The organism is uncultured Aquincola sp. (assembly GCF_964001545.1).
Classification (GTDB): Bacteria; Pseudomonadota; Gammaproteobacteria; order Burkholderiales; family Burkholderiaceae_C; genus Aquincola.
In genome coordinates, this window is record NZ_CAXFDV010000802.1 from 1 (window position 1) to 15,253 (window position 15,253).

Annotated in this window: 17 protein-coding genes and 1 tRNA gene; 11 read left to right on the forward strand and 7 right to left on the reverse strand. The window is 69.8% G+C overall.

The window, feature by feature from the left end:
• Window positions 1-3: 3 nt before the first annotated feature.
• The 3 genes from ABNT58_RS27775 to ABNT58_RS27785 are packed head-to-tail and all read right to left on the reverse strand — an operon-like array spanning window position 4 to window position 2,776.
• On the reverse strand, window positions 4-1,119 hold the full coding sequence (locus tag ABNT58_RS27775) for a chemotaxis response regulator protein-glutamate methylesterase (protein ID WP_348756607.1): 1,116 nt from the start codon (window positions 1,117-1,119) through the stop codon (window positions 4-6).
• Between the two features lie 36 nt (window positions 1,120-1,155).
• On the reverse strand, window positions 1,156-1,893 hold the full coding sequence (gene cheD / locus ABNT58_RS27780; RefSeq protein ID WP_348756608.1) for a chemoreceptor glutamine deamidase CheD: 738 nt from the start codon (window positions 1,891-1,893) through the stop codon (window positions 1,156-1,158).
• A 13-nt stretch (window positions 1,894-1,906) separates the two neighbouring features.
• Window positions 1,907-2,776 (reverse strand): CheR family methyltransferase, encoded by an 870-nt coding sequence (locus ABNT58_RS27785; RefSeq protein ID WP_348756609.1) that lies wholly within the window; start codon window positions 2,774-2,776, stop codon window positions 1,907-1,909.
• A 156-nt stretch (window positions 2,777-2,932) separates the two neighbouring features.
• Here ABNT58_RS27785 and ABNT58_RS27790 point away from each other — a divergent pair, with 156 nt between their 5' ends.
• The 3 genes from ABNT58_RS27790 to ABNT58_RS27800 are packed head-to-tail and all read left to right on the forward strand — an operon-like array spanning window position 2,933 to window position 4,870.
• Entirely contained in the window at window positions 2,933-3,688 is a 756-nt protein-coding gene (locus tag ABNT58_RS27790) for a GGDEF domain-containing protein (protein ID WP_348756610.1), read from the forward strand.
• Between the two features lie 7 nt (window positions 3,689-3,695).
• The gene (locus tag ABNT58_RS27795) at window positions 3,696-4,469 is read left to right on the forward strand and encodes a MinD/ParA family protein (RefSeq protein WP_348756611.1); all 774 of its coding nucleotides are present in this window, start codon (window positions 3,696-3,698) and stop codon (window positions 4,467-4,469) included.
• Window positions 4,469-4,870 (forward strand): group II truncated hemoglobin, encoded by a 402-nt coding sequence (locus ABNT58_RS27800; protein ID WP_348756612.1) that lies wholly within the window; start codon window positions 4,469-4,471, stop codon window positions 4,868-4,870. The genes ABNT58_RS27795 and ABNT58_RS27800 overlap by 1 nt, the downstream gene beginning before the upstream one ends.
• Here the strand turns inward: ABNT58_RS27800 and ABNT58_RS27805 are convergent, their stop codons facing one another.
• Together ABNT58_RS27805 and radC are read right to left on the reverse strand one after the other, a co-directional pair.
• Complete coding sequence (locus tag ABNT58_RS27805; protein ID WP_348756623.1) at window positions 4,871-5,455, reverse strand: Smr/MutS family protein; 585 nt, start codon at window positions 5,453-5,455, stop codon at window positions 4,871-4,873.
• A gap of 41 nt (window positions 5,456-5,496) precedes the next feature.
• Window positions 5,497-6,174: a DNA repair protein RadC gene (gene radC, locus ABNT58_RS27810; protein WP_348756613.1), complete on the reverse strand. Its 678-nt coding sequence runs from the start codon at window positions 6,172-6,174 to the stop codon at window positions 5,497-5,499.
• 56 nt (window positions 6,175-6,230) lie between these two features.
• Between radC and ABNT58_RS27815 the strand changes: the two genes are divergently transcribed.
• The 8 genes from ABNT58_RS27815 (at window position 6,231) to ABNT58_RS27850 (ending at window position 13,399) form a co-directional block, all read left to right on the forward strand.
• Window positions 6,231-6,674, forward strand: a complete 444-nt coding sequence (locus ABNT58_RS27815) for an FKBP-type peptidyl-prolyl cis-trans isomerase (RefSeq protein ID WP_348756614.1) — start codon at window positions 6,231-6,233, stop codon at window positions 6,672-6,674.
• Window positions 6,674-7,654 (forward strand): 4-hydroxy-3-methylbut-2-enyl diphosphate reductase, encoded by a 981-nt coding sequence (gene ispH / locus ABNT58_RS27820; protein ID WP_348756615.1) that lies wholly within the window; start codon window positions 6,674-6,676, stop codon window positions 7,652-7,654. The genes ABNT58_RS27815 and ispH overlap by 1 nt, the downstream gene beginning before the upstream one ends.
• 112 nt (window positions 7,655-7,766) lie before the next feature.
• On the forward strand, window positions 7,767-9,062 hold the full coding sequence (serS, locus tag ABNT58_RS27825) for a serine--tRNA ligase (RefSeq protein ID WP_348756616.1): 1,296 nt from the start codon (window positions 7,767-7,769) through the stop codon (window positions 9,060-9,062).
• 60 nt (window positions 9,063-9,122) lie between these two features.
• Window positions 9,123-9,213: transfer RNA gene (locus ABNT58_RS27830), tRNA-Ser, on the forward strand.
• A 90-nt stretch (window positions 9,214-9,303) separates the two neighbouring features.
• A complete protein-coding gene (locus ABNT58_RS27835) occupies window positions 9,304-10,260 on the forward strand; it encodes a CvpA family protein (RefSeq protein ID WP_348756617.1) in 957 nt (318 codons plus the stop codon).
• A gap of 78 nt (window positions 10,261-10,338) precedes the next feature.
• Entirely contained in the window at window positions 10,339-11,820 is a 1,482-nt protein-coding gene (locus ABNT58_RS27840) for a PAS domain S-box protein (RefSeq protein ID WP_348756618.1), read from the forward strand.
• A gap of 2 nt (window positions 11,821-11,822) precedes the next feature.
• Window positions 11,823-12,599, forward strand: coding sequence for a response regulator (locus ABNT58_RS27845; RefSeq protein ID WP_348756619.1), 777 nt, complete (start codon window positions 11,823-11,825; stop codon window positions 12,597-12,599).
• Window positions 12,596-13,399: an enoyl-CoA hydratase-related protein gene (locus tag ABNT58_RS27850; RefSeq protein WP_348756620.1), complete on the forward strand. Its 804-nt coding sequence runs from the start codon at window positions 12,596-12,598 to the stop codon at window positions 13,397-13,399. The genes ABNT58_RS27845 and ABNT58_RS27850 overlap by 4 nt, the downstream gene beginning before the upstream one ends.
• On the opposite strand, the gene ABNT58_RS27855 is transcribed toward ABNT58_RS27850, so the two are convergent.
• On the reverse strand, window positions 13,386-14,045 hold the full coding sequence (locus ABNT58_RS27855; RefSeq protein WP_348756621.1) for a PEP-CTERM sorting domain-containing protein: 660 nt from the start codon (window positions 14,043-14,045) through the stop codon (window positions 13,386-13,388). The two genes, ABNT58_RS27850 and ABNT58_RS27855, sit on opposite strands and share 14 nt — an antisense overlap.
• A 29-nt stretch (window positions 14,046-14,074) precedes the next feature.
• Window positions 14,075-15,103 carry a tetratricopeptide repeat protein gene (locus tag ABNT58_RS27860; protein WP_348756622.1) on the reverse strand — a complete coding sequence of 343 codons (1,029 nt, stop codon included), beginning with the start codon at window positions 15,101-15,103 and terminating at the stop codon, window positions 14,075-14,077.
• Between the last annotated feature and the right edge of the window lie 150 nt (window positions 15,104-15,253).

Below are 15,253 nucleotides of genomic sequence, written 5' to 3' on the forward strand. Positions count from 1 at the left end.
GGATCACACCCGGTTCGTCGACATGCCCGCCGTGCTGCGCAGGCGTTCCACCAGGTGCGCCGCGATGCGGTTGAGCGGCAGCACCTCGTGCGCCGCGCCCTGGGCGATGGCCTCTCGCGGCATGCCGAACACCACGCAGCTGGCTTCGTCCTGGCACACGTTGTAGGCACCGGCGTCGCGCATCGTCTTCATGGCCTTGGCGCCGTCGCCGCCCATGCCGGTGAGCATCAGGCCCATCGCATTGGCGCCCACCACGCGGGCCGCCGAATCGAACAGCACTTCCACCGAAGGCTTGTGGCGGTTGACCGGCTCGCCGTCGCGCACACGGGCGATGTAGTTGGCGCCCGACCGCTCGACCGACAGGTGCAACCCGCCCGGCGCCAGGTAGGCATGGCCGGGCAGCACCCGTTCGCCGTCCGTCGCTTCCTTGACGCGGATGCGCGACAGGCCGTCCAGCCGCTTGGCATAGCTGGTGGTGAAGCCCGGCGGCATGTGCTGGGTGATCATCACCGCCGGAAAGTCCGGCGGCAGGTTCACCAGCACGTCCTTGGTGGCTTCGGTGCCGCCGGTGGAAGCGCCGATGAACAGGATCTTCTCGGTGCTCAGCCGGCCCAGCGGCGAGACATTGGGCGCCGGGGCCTTGGGCGTCGCGGCAGCCGCCTGGCCGCTGGCAGCGGCCGTGGCGGCGGCCGTGGCCGGCACCAGATTGCGGCGGATGCGGGCCTTGGAGGCCATGCGGATCTTGTCGGTGATTTCTTCGGCCAGGTGCTTGATGCCGTCGGCCAGGCCGATCTTGGGTTTGGCCACGAAGTCCACCGCGCCCAGCTCCAGCGCACGCAGCGTCACCTCGGCACCGCGCTCGGTCAGCGTGGACACCATCACCACCGGCATCGGCCGCAGACGCATCAGCTTGGACAGGAAGTCCAGGCCGTCCATGCGCGGCATTTCCACGTCCAGCGTGATCACGTCCGGGTTCAGGTTGCGGATGGTCTCGCGCGCCACGAACGGGTCGGCGGCCACACCCACGCACTGCATGTCGGGCTGACGGTTGATGATCTCGGAGAGCAGACTGCGCACCAGCGCTGAATCGTCCACCACCACCACTCGGGTCTTGGCCATAGGGTCCACTGCTTTCTTGTTGGCGTGCGGTGCTGGTCAGAACAGGTCGACCGAGCCCCCACCGCTGCTGACGGGCTTCTGGGCGGCTGCGCGGTCCTGGGCGATCAGCGCGTCCGGGTTGGTCAGCGCCATGCGCTTGACCATCGCCTTGCCGCTGGCCGGCAGCAGCACCACCTTGCGCGGAAAGACGTCCAGCACATCCTTGCTGACGACAGGAATGCGCTCGGTCTTGAGGTAGTCCAGCACGAACTCGGTGTTGCGCTGGCCCACGTTGATGCTGTTGATGCCGCTGACCACCGCGCCGCCGCCGAAGACCTTGGCTTCCATCGTCACCTTGCTGGCGCCGCGCTTCATCATCTCGTTGATCAGCAGTTCCATCGCGAACGAGCCGTAGCGCCCGCTGTCGTTGGCGCCGCCCCCATCGGGCAGCATGAAGTGGTTCATGCCGCCGATGCGCCGCTCACGGTCCCACAGGCAGGCGGCGATGCAAGAGCCCAGCGTGGTCATGATGAGGATGTCCTCGTCATACACGAAGTACTCGCCCGGCAGCACCTTCACCGCCACGTTCTTGAAGTGCGATTCGTAGAAGAAGAAAGAGGCTTCGCCCGGCTTGCGCGACTGCGCCTTGAGCTTGGCCAGCTGCGCGCCGGCGGGCGTGCTGGCGCCCGGCGCCAGTCCGGCGTTGGGCGTGATGCCGGGCACGCCGGCCGCGTAAGGCCGCGCAGCGGCCGAACCCGCTGCGGTGCGCGACGCCATGGAAGAGGGCAAGGTCATGTCGTGCGAACCTTCACAGCCGTTCGTAGATGGTCTTGCCGCGCAGCCGGAACAGGTCGCGCGACTCGGAGAAGTTTTCCGAATGGCCCACGTACAGCAGGCTGCCAGGGCGCATCACGGCATGGGTGCGCTCGAGCACGCGGCGTTGGGTGGGGGCGTCGAAATAGATCATCACGTTGCGGCAGAAGACGAGGTCGAAGGGCTCGCCGAACTGCCATGTGATCGACATCAGATTGAAAGTCTTGAACTCGATCAGCCGCGCCAGCTCGGGCTTGACCCGCATCAGCCCGGCGTTTTGCCCGGTGCCGCGCATGAAGTGGCGTTTGAGCCGCTCGGGCGACAGGCCGCGGGCGTTGGCGTCGTAGACGCCGCGGCGGGCGGTGTCCAGCACCTTGGTGTCGATGTCGGTGGCCACGATCTTGACGTTGGCGCCGTTGCCCAGCGTCTCGGCCACCGTCATCGCGATGGTGTAGGGCTCTTCGCCGGTGGAGGTGGCGTTGCACCAGATGCGCAGCGGCCGGCCGGCGCGCTCGCGCAGGTCGGTGGCCAGCGCCTCGAAGTGATGCGCCTCCCGGAAGAAGGAGGTGAGGTTGGTGGTCAGGCAGTTGATGAATTCCTGCCATTCCGCCTCGCCGGCCGCGCCGCTGTGCTGCTCCAGCCACTGCAGGTAGCTGCTGAACGAGGTGTGGCCGGTTTCGCGCAGGCGGCGACACAGCCGGCTGTACACCATGGCCTGCTTGCCTTCGTGCAGGCTGATGCCCGCGCGCTGGTAGATCAGCGTGCGCACGCGCTCGAAATCGGCCTTCTCGAACGGAAACTCCTGGTCCGCCCGACCGGTGGCGAAAGCTTCGTTGGCACGTAGAGGAGATGCGACGGTGTTCATGCGGTGGTGCTCGCGGCGACAGCGCGCACGTCCATGGAAGGCTGTGCGCGCCAGTCTCGTGTCGGCCAGAAACCCACGGCGGCCGAAACAAGGACGGGTTTGTATGGCTTATCGGCAGGTTTTCGGCAAAGTGAGCACTAGACTTGCGACCCGAAGATGACCGTCACCGCCTTGAACCCGCGCCCGCCCCAGAGCCAGCCGTCCATGCTCAGCGCCGGACTGCAGCTCGAGGCCGCCTTGTCGCTGTTGCGGCAGGCCGGGCGTGACGACCTGCCCGGCGAGCCCGGCAGCGCGCAATGGCTGCAGTCGGTGATCGACGCGCTGTGCGACCTCTCGGTGCGCGATGCGCTCACCGGCCTGGCCAACCGCCGCCACTTCGAGATGGCGCTGGGCCGCGAGGTCGACCGCGTGGCCCGCTCCGGCGAGCCGGCGCTGCTGCTGGTGCTGGACATCGACCATTTCAAGCAGGTGAACGACACCTTCGGCCATGCGGCCGGCGACCTGGTGCTCAAGTGGGTGGCCGGGGTGCTGGGCGAATGCGTGCGGCCGATGGACACCGTCGCCCGGGTGGGCGGCGAAGAGTTCGCCATCATCCTGCCCAACTGCCCGCCCGCCTTCGGGCCCACCGTGGCCGAGCGCGTGCGCCGGCGCATCGAGCGCGACCCGGTGCCCATCCGCGCCGAGGCCGGCACGGTGCACCGCCTGCCCGTCACCGTCAGCATCGGTGGCGCCTATGCGCCGCAGTGGGTGCGGTCCACCGCGCTGCTGTGGATGGAGCGGGCCGACGTGCAGCTCTACCGGGCCAAGGCCGAGGGCCGCAACCGCTTCTGCCTGGAGCCGGTGGCGGTGTCGTTGGTCAGCGCTGAAGAAAAAGGGATGCTGTTCAGCGGCTCCCAGTTCCAGGACCTGTGAAGCGCGCATGACCAGCCCATCCAACGCCAAGCAGGCGCGCATCACCGCGATCACCAGCGGCAAAGGCGGCGTCGGCAAGACCTTCGTTTCGGCCAACCTGGCCGCCGCTTTCGCCCAGCGCGGCGAAAAGGTGCTGGTGCTCGATGCCGACCTGGGCCTGGCCAACCTCGACGTGGTGCTCAACCTGGTGCCCAAGATCACGCTGCACCATGTGTTCACCGGGCAGCACACGCTGGCCGAGGCCACGCTGCCGGCGCCCGGGGGCTTCTCGGTGCTGCTGGCCGGCTCGGGCATGGTCGAGTACTCGCGCCTCACGCCTGAGGTGCGCGACAAGCTCATCGAGGTGATCGAGACCGTCAAGCCGCTGTACGACCGCGTGCTGCTGGACACCGGCGCCGGCATCTCCGACGTGGTGCTGTACACCGTGTCGCTGGCCGACGAGGTGCTGGTGGTGGCCACGCCCGAGCCCACCTCGCTGACCGATGCCTACGCCACCATCAAGGTGCTGGCCAACACGCAGGGGCGGCGGCACATCCGCATGGTGTGCAACCAGGCCGGCCGGCCGGGTGAAGGCCGCGGCATCTGCAAGCAGCTGCAGGCGGTGGTCGACCGCTACGTGACGCCAGGGCTGGACAGCCCGCTGCAGCTGGAATTCGTCGGCGAGCTGCCCAGTGACCCCAGCGTGCGTGACGCGGTGCTGCGCCGCGAGCTGCTGATGGATGCGTATCCGGGCTCTGCCGCTGCCCAGGCCGTCGTCGCGCTGGCGGCGAAAATGGCCTGATGGACATCGAAGAACCCGAAGCGCCCACCGCTTTCACCCTGCTGGGCGGCGAGCCCGGCGTGCGCGCCCTGGTCGACCGCTTCTACGACCTGATGGACCTGGAGCCGGCCTACGCGGGCTTGCGGGCGCTTCACCCCACCACCACCGATGGCTCGCGCGACAAGCTGTTCTGGTTTTTGTGCGGCTGGCTGGGCGGCCCCAACCACTTTGTGGAGCGCTTCGGCCACCCGATGCTTCGCGCCCGCCACCTGCCGTTTGCCATCGGCATCAGCGAGCGCGACCAGTGGATGGCCTGCATGCGGCAGGCGATGGTGGAGCTGGACATCGAGCCGGGGATGGCGGAGCGCTTGGGAAAAGCCTTGTCTGGCACCGCCGACTGGATGCGCAACAAGGGCGGCTGACTAGACCAGCTTCGGCGCCAGCAACACCACCAGCGCCCCATGCCCACCTTCGCTGGCGCGGGCCGACACGAAGGCCTGCACCAGCTGGTTCTGCACCAGCCAGCCGCGCACCTTGGTCTTGAGCACCGGCGTGCGGCCGGGGCTGCCCAGGCCCTTGCCGTGCACCACCCGCACGCAGCGCAGGCCGGCGGCCTGGGCCTGGTGCAGGAACTCGCCCAGTTGCTCCCGTGCCTCGTCGCGCCGCAGCCCGTGCAGGTCGACCTGCGCCTGGATCGCCCATTGGCCCCGCCGCAAGCGGCGCGGCACGTCGGCGCCCACATGGTGGCGGCGGTAACTCAGGCCTTCGTCGGTTTCCAGCAGCGATTCGACGTCGAACTCGTCCGACAGCGCCTCACGCAGCGCGGCGGCTTCGTCCAGCTCGCGCTGGCGCGGGTGGGGCTGCGGCCGCGGCGGCAGCAGGCTGATGCGGCCGCTTTCGCGCAGCGGCGTCACGCCGGCCACGCTGCGCTGGAACAGGTTGCGCTCACGCGCCAGCCGGGCTTCTTCGGCGCGGCGTTCGGCGGCCTCGCGTTCGGCCTGCTGCAGCGCGGCCTTCAGCGGGCCCAGGGCCTTGAGGTCGGTGAGCTTCACAGCAGCCCCCGCTCGGCGAAGGACACCACCCCGCCATGGCCCACCACCAGGTGGTCCAGCACCCTCACGTCCACCAGCTTCAGCGCGGCGGCCAGGTTCTGCGTCAGCGTTTGGTCGGCGCGAGAGGGCTCGGCGTCGCCCGACGGGTGGTTGTGCACCAGCACCACCGCGGCGGCATGCAGCGCCAGCGCGCGCTTGACCACTTCGCGTGGGTACACCGTGGCCTGCGAAAGGCTGCCGCGGAACATCTCTTCCATGCAAAGCAGGTGGTGGCGCACGTCGAGGAACATCACTGCAAACACTTCATGCGTCAGGCCACCCAGCCGCAGCCTGACGTACTCCTTCACGGCCGCGGGCGAATCGATCACCGGGCGCTCGGCCAGCTGCTGCGCCATCGACCGGCGTGCGATCTCCAGCACCGCGGCCAGTTCGGCCCGCTTGGCCGTGCCGCCCAGGCCCTTGACCGTCTTCAGGTCGGCCAGGCTGACCTGCATCAGCCCGGCCAGCCCGCCGAAGCGGGCCAGCAAGGCCTGCGCCATCTCCAGCACGCCCTGGCCGGCGGTGCCGGTGCGCAGCAGCAGCGCCAGCAATTCGGCGTCCGCCAGGGCGGCCGGGCCCCGGGCCAGCAGCTTCTCGCGCGGGCGCAGTTCGGCGGGCAAGTCCTGGAGTGGCATGGGCAAGAGGGCGCGGCCCGTAAAATCGCGGTCCAGTCTATCGCCCGTGAGCCGCCGTGACCGCCATCGCAGAAGGGTCGTTCCTGACCTTGCACTACCGCCTCGCCGGCCCTGACGGCGCGGACATCGTCAATACCTTCAACGACAAGCCCGCCACGCTGTCGCTGGGCACCGGCGAGCTGTCCCCCGCCATGGAGGCGCGCCTGATCGGCCTGGAAGAGGGCACCCGCGCCACCTTCGAGCTGGCCGCCGGCGAAGCCTTCGGCGAGCGCAACCCCGACATGCTGCAGCGGGTCAAGCGCTCGCTGCTGCGCGAGCTGGGCGACCCCGATGCGGTCTATCGCCTGGGCGACGTGGTGCAGTTTCCGACGCCCGATGGGCAGGGCGCCTACGCCGGCGTCATCCGCGAAGAAGCCGCGGAGTGGCTGCTGTTCGACTTCAACCACCCGCTGGCCGGGCTGCCCGTCACCTTCGAGGTGTCGGTGATCGGAGTGCTGTGATGGCCGATTTCGAACCCCAGAGCCACGACGTGCTGCTGGCCGAGCCGCGCGGCTTCTGCGCCGGCGTCGACCGTGCCATCGAGATCGTCGAGCGTGCGCTGGTCAAGTTCGGCGCGCCCATCTACGTGCGCCACGAGATCGTGCACAACACCTACGTGGTCAACGACCTCAAGGCCAAGGGCGCGATCTTCATCGAGGACCTGGCCGAGGTGCCCCCCGGCGCCACGCTGGTGTTCAGCGCCCACGGCGTGTCGCAGGCGGTGCGCCAGGAGGCGCAGGCACGCGGCTTCAGCATCTTCGACGCCACCTGCCCGCTGGTCACCAAGGTGCACGTGGAAGTGGCCAAGCTGCACAAGGAGGGCTTCGAGTTCATCATGATCGGCCACAAGGGGCACCCCGAGGTGGAAGGCACGATGGGCCAGCTCAGCGAAGGCATCTTCCTGGTCGAGGACGTGCAAGACGTGGACCGCGCCCCCGTCACCCGCCCCGACAAGCTGGCTGTGGTCACGCAGACCACGCTGAGCGTGGACGACGCGGCCGAGATCCTGGCCGCCGTCAAGCGCCGCTTTCCGCTGGTGCGCGAGCCCAAGCAGCAGGACATCTGCTACGCCACCCAGAACCGCCAGGACGCCGTCAAGGTGCTGGCGCCGCAGGTGGACGTGGTCATCGTGGTGGGCAGCCCCACCAGCAGCAACAGCAACCGCCTGCGCGAGCTGGCCGAGCGCCTGGGCACCCCGGCGCACATGGTCGATGCCGCCAGCGATTTGCAGCCGGAATGGTTCGAAGGCCGCTCGCGCGTGGGCCTGACGGCTGGTGCCTCCGCGCCCGACATCCTGGTGCAGCAGGTGATCGCCCGCCTGCGCGAGATGGGCGCGGTTTCAGTGCGCAAGATGGACGGCGTGCAGGAAACCATCCGCTTCCCGCTGCCCATGGGCCTGGGCGACAAGTCGATGGCCGAGGTGTCCGCCTCCCGATCTTGAGCGTTGCGGGCCGCGCCACGCCGGCCCCGCCCGACACCTGCCGCCGCAGCGCCGACGCTGCGGCCTGGGCCGCCCGCCGCGGCCCCTGAACCGTTCAGTCCAAGGATTTGCCATGCTCGACATCACCCAGCTTCGCCGCGACCTCGACGCCGTGACCGCGCGGCTCGAAGCCCGCAAGAACCCGCAGCCCTTCCTCGACGTGGAACGTTTCTCGTCGCTGGAAGGCGAGCGCAAGCGCCTGCAGACCCGCACCGAAGAGCTGCAGGCCAAGCGCAACAGCTTCAGCAAGCAGATCGGCCAGGCCAAGGGCCGCGGCGAAGACACCGCGCCGCTGATGGCCGAGGTGGCTGCCATCGCCGACGAACTCAAGGCCTCGGCCGACCGGCTGGACGTGATCCAGACCGAGCTGCAGGCGCTGCTGATGAGCGTGCCCAACCTGCCGCACGAGAGCGTGCCGGTGGGCGCCGACGAAACCGGCAACGTGGAAGTGCGCCGCTGGGGCACGCCGCGCGAATTTGGCTTCGCGGTGAAGGACCACGTGGACCTGGGCGCGCCGCTGGGCCTGGACTTCGAGACCGGCAGCAGCCTGTCGGGCTCGCGTTTCAGCTTCCTGCGCGGCCCGATGGCCCGGCTGCACCGCGCACTCGCGCAGTTCATGCTCGACCTGCAGACCGGCGAGCATGGCTACACCGAGTGCTACACGCCCTACATCGTCAACCGCGAGATCCTGGAAGGCACCGGCCAGCTGCCCAAGTTCAAGGAAGACATGTTCTGGGTGCTGCGCGGCGGCGACGAAGAGCAGGCCGAGCAGTACCTGATCAGCACCTCGGAAATCTCGCTGACCAACACCGTGCGCGGCCAGATCCTGGACGCGGCGCAGCTGCCCATCAAGCTCACCGCGCACAGCCCCTGCTTCCGCAGCGAAGCCGGCAGCGCCGGCCGCGACACCCGCGGCATGATCCGCCAGCACCAGTTCGACAAGGTGGAGATGGTGCAGATCACCACGCCCGACCAGAGCTACGCCGCGCTGGAGCAGATGGTGACCCATGCCGAGGCCGTGCTGCAGAAGCTGGGCCTGCCGTACCGCGTGCTGTCGCTGTGCACCGGCGACATGGGCTTCAGCGCCGCCAAGACCTACGACCTGGAAGTGTGGGTGCCGGCCCAGGGCACCTACCGCGAGATCAGCTCCTGCTCCAACTGCGAAGCCTTCCAGGCGCGCCGCATGCAGGCGCGCTTTCGCAATGCGCAGGGCAAGCCGGAGCTGGTGCACACGCTCAACGGCTCGGGCCTGGCGGTGGGCCGCGCGCTGGTGGCCGTGCTCGAGAACTACCAGCAGGAAGACGGCTCGGTGGAGGTGCCCGAAGTGTTGCGCCCGTACATGAACGGCACTGCGGTGTTGCGCCCCTGACGAGCTAGGCTATACTGCGGGGCTTCGCTCACCACAGCGAGACCACACACAAGATACCCCGGAGAGGTGGCAGAGTGGTCGAATGCGCCGGACTCGAAATCCGGTATACGGTTTCACCGTATCGAGGGTTCGAATCCCTCCTTCTCCGCCAAGATCAACCCCAAGTGCTTCCGGCGCTTGGGGTTTTTGTTTTTGCGCAGCCTGATGGAACGCGGGTACTGCAGTTGCCGTCACAGGCCCCATGACTTTGGCTGATGCTGTATTGGTGATCGTGGTGCTGTTCAGCCTGTTCGCGGGCTGGCAGCGGGGCTTCCTGCTGGCCACGGTCGAACTGGTGTGCCTGGTGGCGGCCGTGCTGCTGGCCTTCGTGGCGTACCCGACGGTGGCCGATGAGCTGGTGCGCTGGCAGGCCGAGCTGGGCGTGTGGGCGGCGCCCTTGAGCTTCCTGGGCGTGTACGTGCTGGGCCGCATCCTGATGGGGGCGGTGGCCCGCGCGGGGCTGCGCCGTCTGCCCGAGCGGGCGCACGGGCACGGCATCAACCGGGCGCTGGGCGTGCTGCCCGGTGCGGCCAACGGGCTGATCAACGCCACCATCGTGGCCATGCTGCTGCTGGTGATGCCTTTTTCCGACCGGGTGAGCACCGCGATGCGCGACAGCCGGCTGGCCGAGCGGCTGGCGGCGCCTGCCGAATGGGTGGAGGCGCAGCTGGGCCCCATCTTCGATCCGGCGGTGCAGCAGACGCTGCACAAGCTGACGGTGCGCCCCGGCTCGCGCGAGACGGTGAAGCTGCCCTTTGCCGTGAGCCAGCCGCGGCCACGCCCCGACCTGGAGGCGCAGATGCTGGTGCTGGTGAACGAAGAGCGCGGCCGCCAGGGCCTGAAGCCGCTGGTGGCCGACCCCGCTGCGGCGGAGGTGGCGCGTGAACACTCGCGCGACATGTTCGAGCGCAGCTATTTCTCGCACATCACGCCCGACGGGCTGGACCCCTTCGACCGCATGCGGGCCGGGCACCTGCGCTACCTGGCCGCCGGCGAGAACCTGGCCCTGGCCCGCACGCTGGCCATGGCGCACCGCGGCCTGATGGAGTCGCCCGGCCACCGCGCCAACATCCTGCGGCCGGCCTTCGGCCGCGTGGGCATCGGCATCCTCGATGGCGGCCGGCATGGGCTGATGGTGACCCAGAACTTCCGCAACTGAGCGGCCCCGCGCAGGTGCGCCTGGGCTGGTAGGCTTGGGCCGTTGTTGCCTTGCGCCCTGCGCTGCCCGGGAGGTTTCATGCAGCGTCCTTTGCCCGTCGGCCAGAGCTATGAACGGCTCTGGCTGGAGGAAGCGCCCGATGCCCTGATCGTGTTGTCACCCACGGGCGAGGTGCTGCTGTGGAACCGCATGGCCGAAGCCACCTTCGGTTACGCCGCGAACGAAGCCCGCGGCCAGTCCTTGCTGGACCTGATCGTGCCGGCCGACCGCATCGAAGAAGAACTGGCCGCCCGCCGCTCGGCGATGGAGGCCGACGTGCTGCTGCGCGCCGCCCTGCGTTGCCACCGTGATGGCCGGCTGCTGTACGTCGACCTCAACCTGCGCGCGGTGCACGAGGCCGGGCAGCCCAGCGGCCTGGTGATGAGCTGCCGCGACGTCACCGCCTTCAAGGTGGCGCGCGACGCCACGCAGGTGGAGCAGCGCTACCGCGACCTGCTGGAGTCGGTGCCCGACGCCATCATCATCGTCAACCAGGGTGGGCGCGTGGTGCTGGCCAATGGCCAGGCCGAGCGCATCTTCGGCTGGAGCCGGCAGGAGATGGTGGGCGCCCCGATGGAGATGCTGATGCCCGCGCGCTACCGCAGCGCGCACCACGGGCACCGCGTGCGCTTTCACCGCGCGCCGCAGGTGCGCAGCATGGGCGCCGGCCTGGAGCTGTACGGCCTGCGGCGCGACGGGCAGGAGTTTCCGGTCGAGATCAGCCTGAGCCCGCTGGACAGCGAAGACGGCGGCCTGGTGATGAGCGCCATCCGCGACATCACCGACCGCAAGCAGGCCGAGATGGCGCTGCAGAAGATGAATGCCGAGCTGCGTGTGGCCAACCAGGCCAAGGACCGCTTCCTGGCCACCATGAGCCATGAGCTGCGCACGCCGCTCAATGCCATCCTCGGCTTCACCGGCATCCTGCTGATGCGCCTGCCCGGCGAGATCAATGCCGAGCAGGAAGGCCAGCTCAACATCGTCAAGAGCAGTGCCGAGCACCTGCTGCTGCTGATCAACGACCTGCTGGACCTGGCCAAGATCCAGGCCGGCATGTACCGCCTGTCGCCCGAACTGGTGGACGTGGGCGCGCTGGTGGCCGAGGTGCAGGCCCAGCTGCAGCCGCTGGCCCGCGCCAAGCAGCTGGCGCTGCGCCTGCAGCAACCGGCCGAGCCGCTGCTGCGCCAGGCCGACCGCCGCGCGCTGCGGCAGATCGTCATCAACTTCGCCAACAACGCCATCAAGTTCACCGACCGCGGCAGCGTGCGCCTGACCGTGGACCATGCCGACGGCCAGTGGTGGGTGGAGGTGTGCGACGACGGCATCGGCATTTCGGCCGAAGACCAGGCACGGCTGTTCTCGGCCTTCACCCAGGTGGGCGACCCGCGCCGCCGGCCCGATGGCACCGGCATGGGCCTGCATGTGTGCGCCACGCTGGCCACGCTGATGGGCGGGCGCATCGCGGTGCGCAGCGAGCCGGGCGCGGGCAGCTGCTTCACCCTGATGATGGAGGGTGCCTGATCATGGCCGTCATCCTGGTGGTCGAGGACCACGCCATCAACCTGTCGCTGATGAGCTATTTGCTCAAGGCCTTCGGGCATGCGGTGCTCACCGCCAGCGACGGCGAGCAGGGCCTGGCGATTGCGCGCGAGCAGCTGCCCGACCTGGTGCTGCTGGACATCGAGCTGCCCGGCATGAGCGGCATCGACGTGGCCGGCGCGCTGCGCGCGGACGAGCGCACCGCCCACATCCCGCTGCTGGCGGTGACGGCCAGCGCCATGCGTGGCGACCGCGAGCGGCTGCTGGCGCTGGGCTTCGACGGCTATGCCAGCAAGCCCATCGACCCGCGTACCTTCACCGGCTGGATCGAGGGCTTCCTGAAGCCGCCCGCGCCGCAGGCCGAGCAGCCGCTGCTGCTGGTGGTGGACGACGTGCCCACCAACCTGCTGCTCAAGCGCAGCTGCCTGATGCCCATGGGCTTTCGGGTGCTCACCGCCACGCGGGCCGATGAAGCGCTGGCCATGGCCCGCATCAACCGGCCCGACCTCATCCTCTCCGACGTGGGCATGGCCGATGGTGATGGCTTCGAGTTCATGGAACAGGTCAAGCAGGTGCCGGGGCTGCGCGACGTGCCCTTCATCTTCATCACCTCCACCCACCACGACCTGGCGATGCAGCAGCGTGCGCTGGCCATGGGCGCGGCGCGCTACCTGATGCGGCCGATCGCACCCGAGCTGCTGGTGGCCGAGGTGCGCGCCTGCCTGGCCGCTGCCGCCGGTGGCGACAGAATCGGGCCATGATCAACACCCCCGCACCGCTGGAAGAAGGCCCGCCGCTGCTGCAGACCGATACGGCCAGCGGCATCGCCACCCTGACGCTGCGCCGCCCCGGCCAGCGCAACAGCCTGACCGACGACGACCTGCACCATCTGCTGGACTGCATCGCGCAGGTCAATGCCGATGCGGCGCTGCGGGTGCTGGTGCTGCGGGCCGACACCGCCGGCCAGCCGCGGCCGGTGTTCAGCGCGGGCTACCACGTGGGCGGTTTCGACCGTGGCGACCATGGCCCGCAACTGTTCGAGCGGGTGCCCGATGCGCTGGAACGCGCCCGGCCGCTGACGCTGTGTGCCCTCAACGGCAGCGTGTACGGCGGCGCCACCGACCTGGTGCTGGCCTGCGACCTGCGCCTGGCGCTGGCCGGCAGCGAGCTGCGCATGCCGGCCTGCAGCCTGGGCCTGCACTACTACCCCACCGGCCTGCGGCGCTACGTCAACCGGCTGGGGCTGAACCTGGCCAAGCGGGCCTTCCTCACCGGCCGGCCGCTGGCGGTGGAAGAGCTGGCGGCCCAGGCCGCGCTGTTCGAGCAGGTGCTGCCCGCGGCCCAGTTCGAAGAGGCGGTGCTGCACACCGCCCGCCATCTGGCCCACATGGCGCCGCTGGCGGCCCAGGCCACCAAGCAGTCGCTCAACGAGATCGCGGCCGGCCGCTTCGACGAGGTGCTGCTGCGCGAACGCGAGGCCATGAGCATGGCCAGCGCCGACTTCGCCGAAGGCCGCGCCGCGATGGCGGCCAGGCGGCCGCCCCGGTTCAGCGGGCGCTGATGCGACGCGCGCCCGACCGGCTGCGCGCGACCGCCACCAGCCCCAGCCCAGTCAACCACAAGGCCGTGGTGGCGGGCTCGGGCACGGCGGTGACGGACACGTTGTCCAGCAGGCCGCCGGCCATGTCGGACAGGCCTTGCGCCTCGAAGCGCAGCACGGCGCTGCCGCTGCTGCCCAGGTCAACGCGGCCCACGTAGTGCTGCCATTGCAGCGTCGAGCCGCCGGCCACGCCTTGCAGCACCGTGCCCTTGAGCGAGCCCAGGCTGAAGCCCAGGTCCTGCGTGCCGGCCGCCCAGCCGGGGCGCGCGGCGTACCAGAAGCTCAGCTCCACCCAGCCCGTGGCCTGCACGGTCTGGGTCATCCAGCTGTTGCGGTAGGTGTCCAGCTCCACCCAGTTGGCGCCGTCCTGCGCAACCAGGTTCTCGAAGCCCTGGTTCTGCAGCTCGATGCCGCCGAAGCGGCCGTCGATGGTGGCCGGGTCGCCCTGCCAGCCGGTCAGCGTCTCGGTGATGGACCAGTAGGCGTTGGGGGCAGGGTCGGCCTCGAAGCTGCCATTGCGCACGAGGTTGGTGGCCGCGAGCGCGGGGCCGGCCAGGCCGCAGAGAACGGTGGGCAGCAGCAGGGCCAGGCGGGCGTTGGACTTCATCACGAGCACTCCCGGTCAGACACACATCGTCAACGTGAAAGCGGGAGGTTAGCAGGTGTATCTGCACGCCTGCCCAGCCGTTCGAGCTTGGCGGCATACAGGGCGCGCAGCGGCGGGTCGGGCTCCAGCGCAGCGAGCTGTGCCACCAGTGCACGCGCCTCGGTGTGGCGGCCCTGGGCCTGCAGCGCACTGGCCAGGTTGGCCAGTGCATCGGTGTTGGTGGGGGCGCTGGCCAGCACCTGGCGCAGCAGCCGCTCGGCGTCCACCGGCAGGCCGGCGCGCAGGTACACCACGGCCAGCGTGTTGCGCGCGGGGGCGAATCCCGGTGCATGGCGCAGCGCCTCGCGGGCCAGCGCGTGGGCGTCGGCCAGCCGGCCCTGGGCCACCGCCTCGGCGGCGCGGTTGTTCATGAACATGGCCAGCACGGTGGCTTCGTCGATGGGCTGGCGGCGCTGGCCGGTCAAGTCTTCGCCGGGCAGGAAGTCCACCGTCATCCAGGCCGAGGCATCGAAGCCGCTGCTGCCGCGGTCGCGCAGCGGCCGGCCCAGCGTCAGGTTCACATGGCCGCTGGTCAGCAGCAGGCCGGCTTCCCGGCGGTAGCTCACTTCGCCGGGCACCAGGTTGTAGGTGACGCTGATGCCCTGCGCCTTGGCCAGCGCGGCCGTCATGATCACCAGCGACAGGCAGTTGCCGGCCCGCGCCTCGAAGGCCTGGGCGGCCGTGCGCGTGGTGCTGGCGTCGTAGGCCAGCTTCAGGTCGCCCAGGGTGTTGAGCGCACGCACCAGCGCGGCCGGCCTTCGCCGCTCTTGCGCGGTGCCGGGCAGCGCGGTGGCCAAGTAGTGCTGCATCTCGGAGCTGAGCGCGAACACCTCGGCCGCGGTGGGGGGTGGCGCGGCTGCCGCAAAGCGCGGGTCGGGGGGAGGCAGCTCGGGCGCGGTGGCCGGCGGTGCGACCGTGGCCGTGCTGCAGGCGCTGAGCATCGCCAGCAGGCCCAGCGCCGCCAGCAGCGCGGGCCACGGGTGGGTGCCGCGGGGGCCGCAGGTGGGGGCCGGTGGCAAGGCCCTGGCGTTGATTCCGTGCGGCGGCCCGTGGGGGCCACCTGGCTGTGCCGCTGACTTCATGGCCGGGCCTCCTGCAGGCAGACCCCGGCACGCTACGCCTGCGCCTGAAGCGGCGCAAGCGCGCGGGCCCTGAAGGCGCTTCTGTCA

Bases quoted from the DNA above. Each gene is read 5' to 3' on its own strand.
- ABNT58_RS27775 (WP_348756607.1), bottom strand. From the start codon at position 1,119: ATGGCCAAGACCCGAGTGGTGGTGGTGGACGATTCAGCGCTGGTGCGC.
- cheD (WP_348756608.1), bottom strand. From the start codon at position 1,893: ATGACCTTGCCCTCTTCCATGGCGTCGCGCACCGCAGCGGGTTCGGCC.
- ABNT58_RS27785 (WP_348756609.1), bottom strand. From the start codon at position 2,776: ATGAACACCGTCGCATCTCCTCTACGTGCCAACGAAGCTTTCGCCACC.
- ABNT58_RS27790 (WP_348756610.1), top strand. From the start codon at position 2,933: ATGACCGTCACCGCCTTGAACCCGCGCCCGCCCCAGAGCCAGCCGTCC.
- ABNT58_RS27795 (WP_348756611.1), top strand. From the start codon at position 3,696: ATGACCAGCCCATCCAACGCCAAGCAGGCGCGCATCACCGCGATCACC.
- ABNT58_RS27800 (WP_348756612.1), top strand. From the start codon at position 4,469: ATGGACATCGAAGAACCCGAAGCGCCCACCGCTTTCACCCTGCTGGGC.
- radC (WP_348756613.1), bottom strand. From the start codon at position 6,174: ATGCCACTCCAGGACTTGCCCGCCGAACTGCGCCCGCGCGAGAAGCTG.
- ispH (WP_348756615.1), top strand. From the start codon at position 6,674: ATGGCCGATTTCGAACCCCAGAGCCACGACGTGCTGCTGGCCGAGCCG.
- serS (WP_348756616.1), top strand. From the start codon at position 7,767: ATGCTCGACATCACCCAGCTTCGCCGCGACCTCGACGCCGTGACCGCG.
- ABNT58_RS27835 (WP_348756617.1), top strand. From the start codon at position 9,304: ATGACTTTGGCTGATGCTGTATTGGTGATCGTGGTGCTGTTCAGCCTG.
- ABNT58_RS27840 (WP_348756618.1), top strand. From the start codon at position 10,339: ATGCAGCGTCCTTTGCCCGTCGGCCAGAGCTATGAACGGCTCTGGCTG.
- ABNT58_RS27845 (WP_348756619.1), top strand. From the start codon at position 11,823: ATGGCCGTCATCCTGGTGGTCGAGGACCACGCCATCAACCTGTCGCTG.
- ABNT58_RS27850 (WP_348756620.1), top strand. From the start codon at position 12,596: ATGATCAACACCCCCGCACCGCTGGAAGAAGGCCCGCCGCTGCTGCAG.
- ABNT58_RS27855 (WP_348756621.1), bottom strand. From the start codon at position 14,045: ATGAAGTCCAACGCCCGCCTGGCCCTGCTGCTGCCCACCGTTCTCTGC.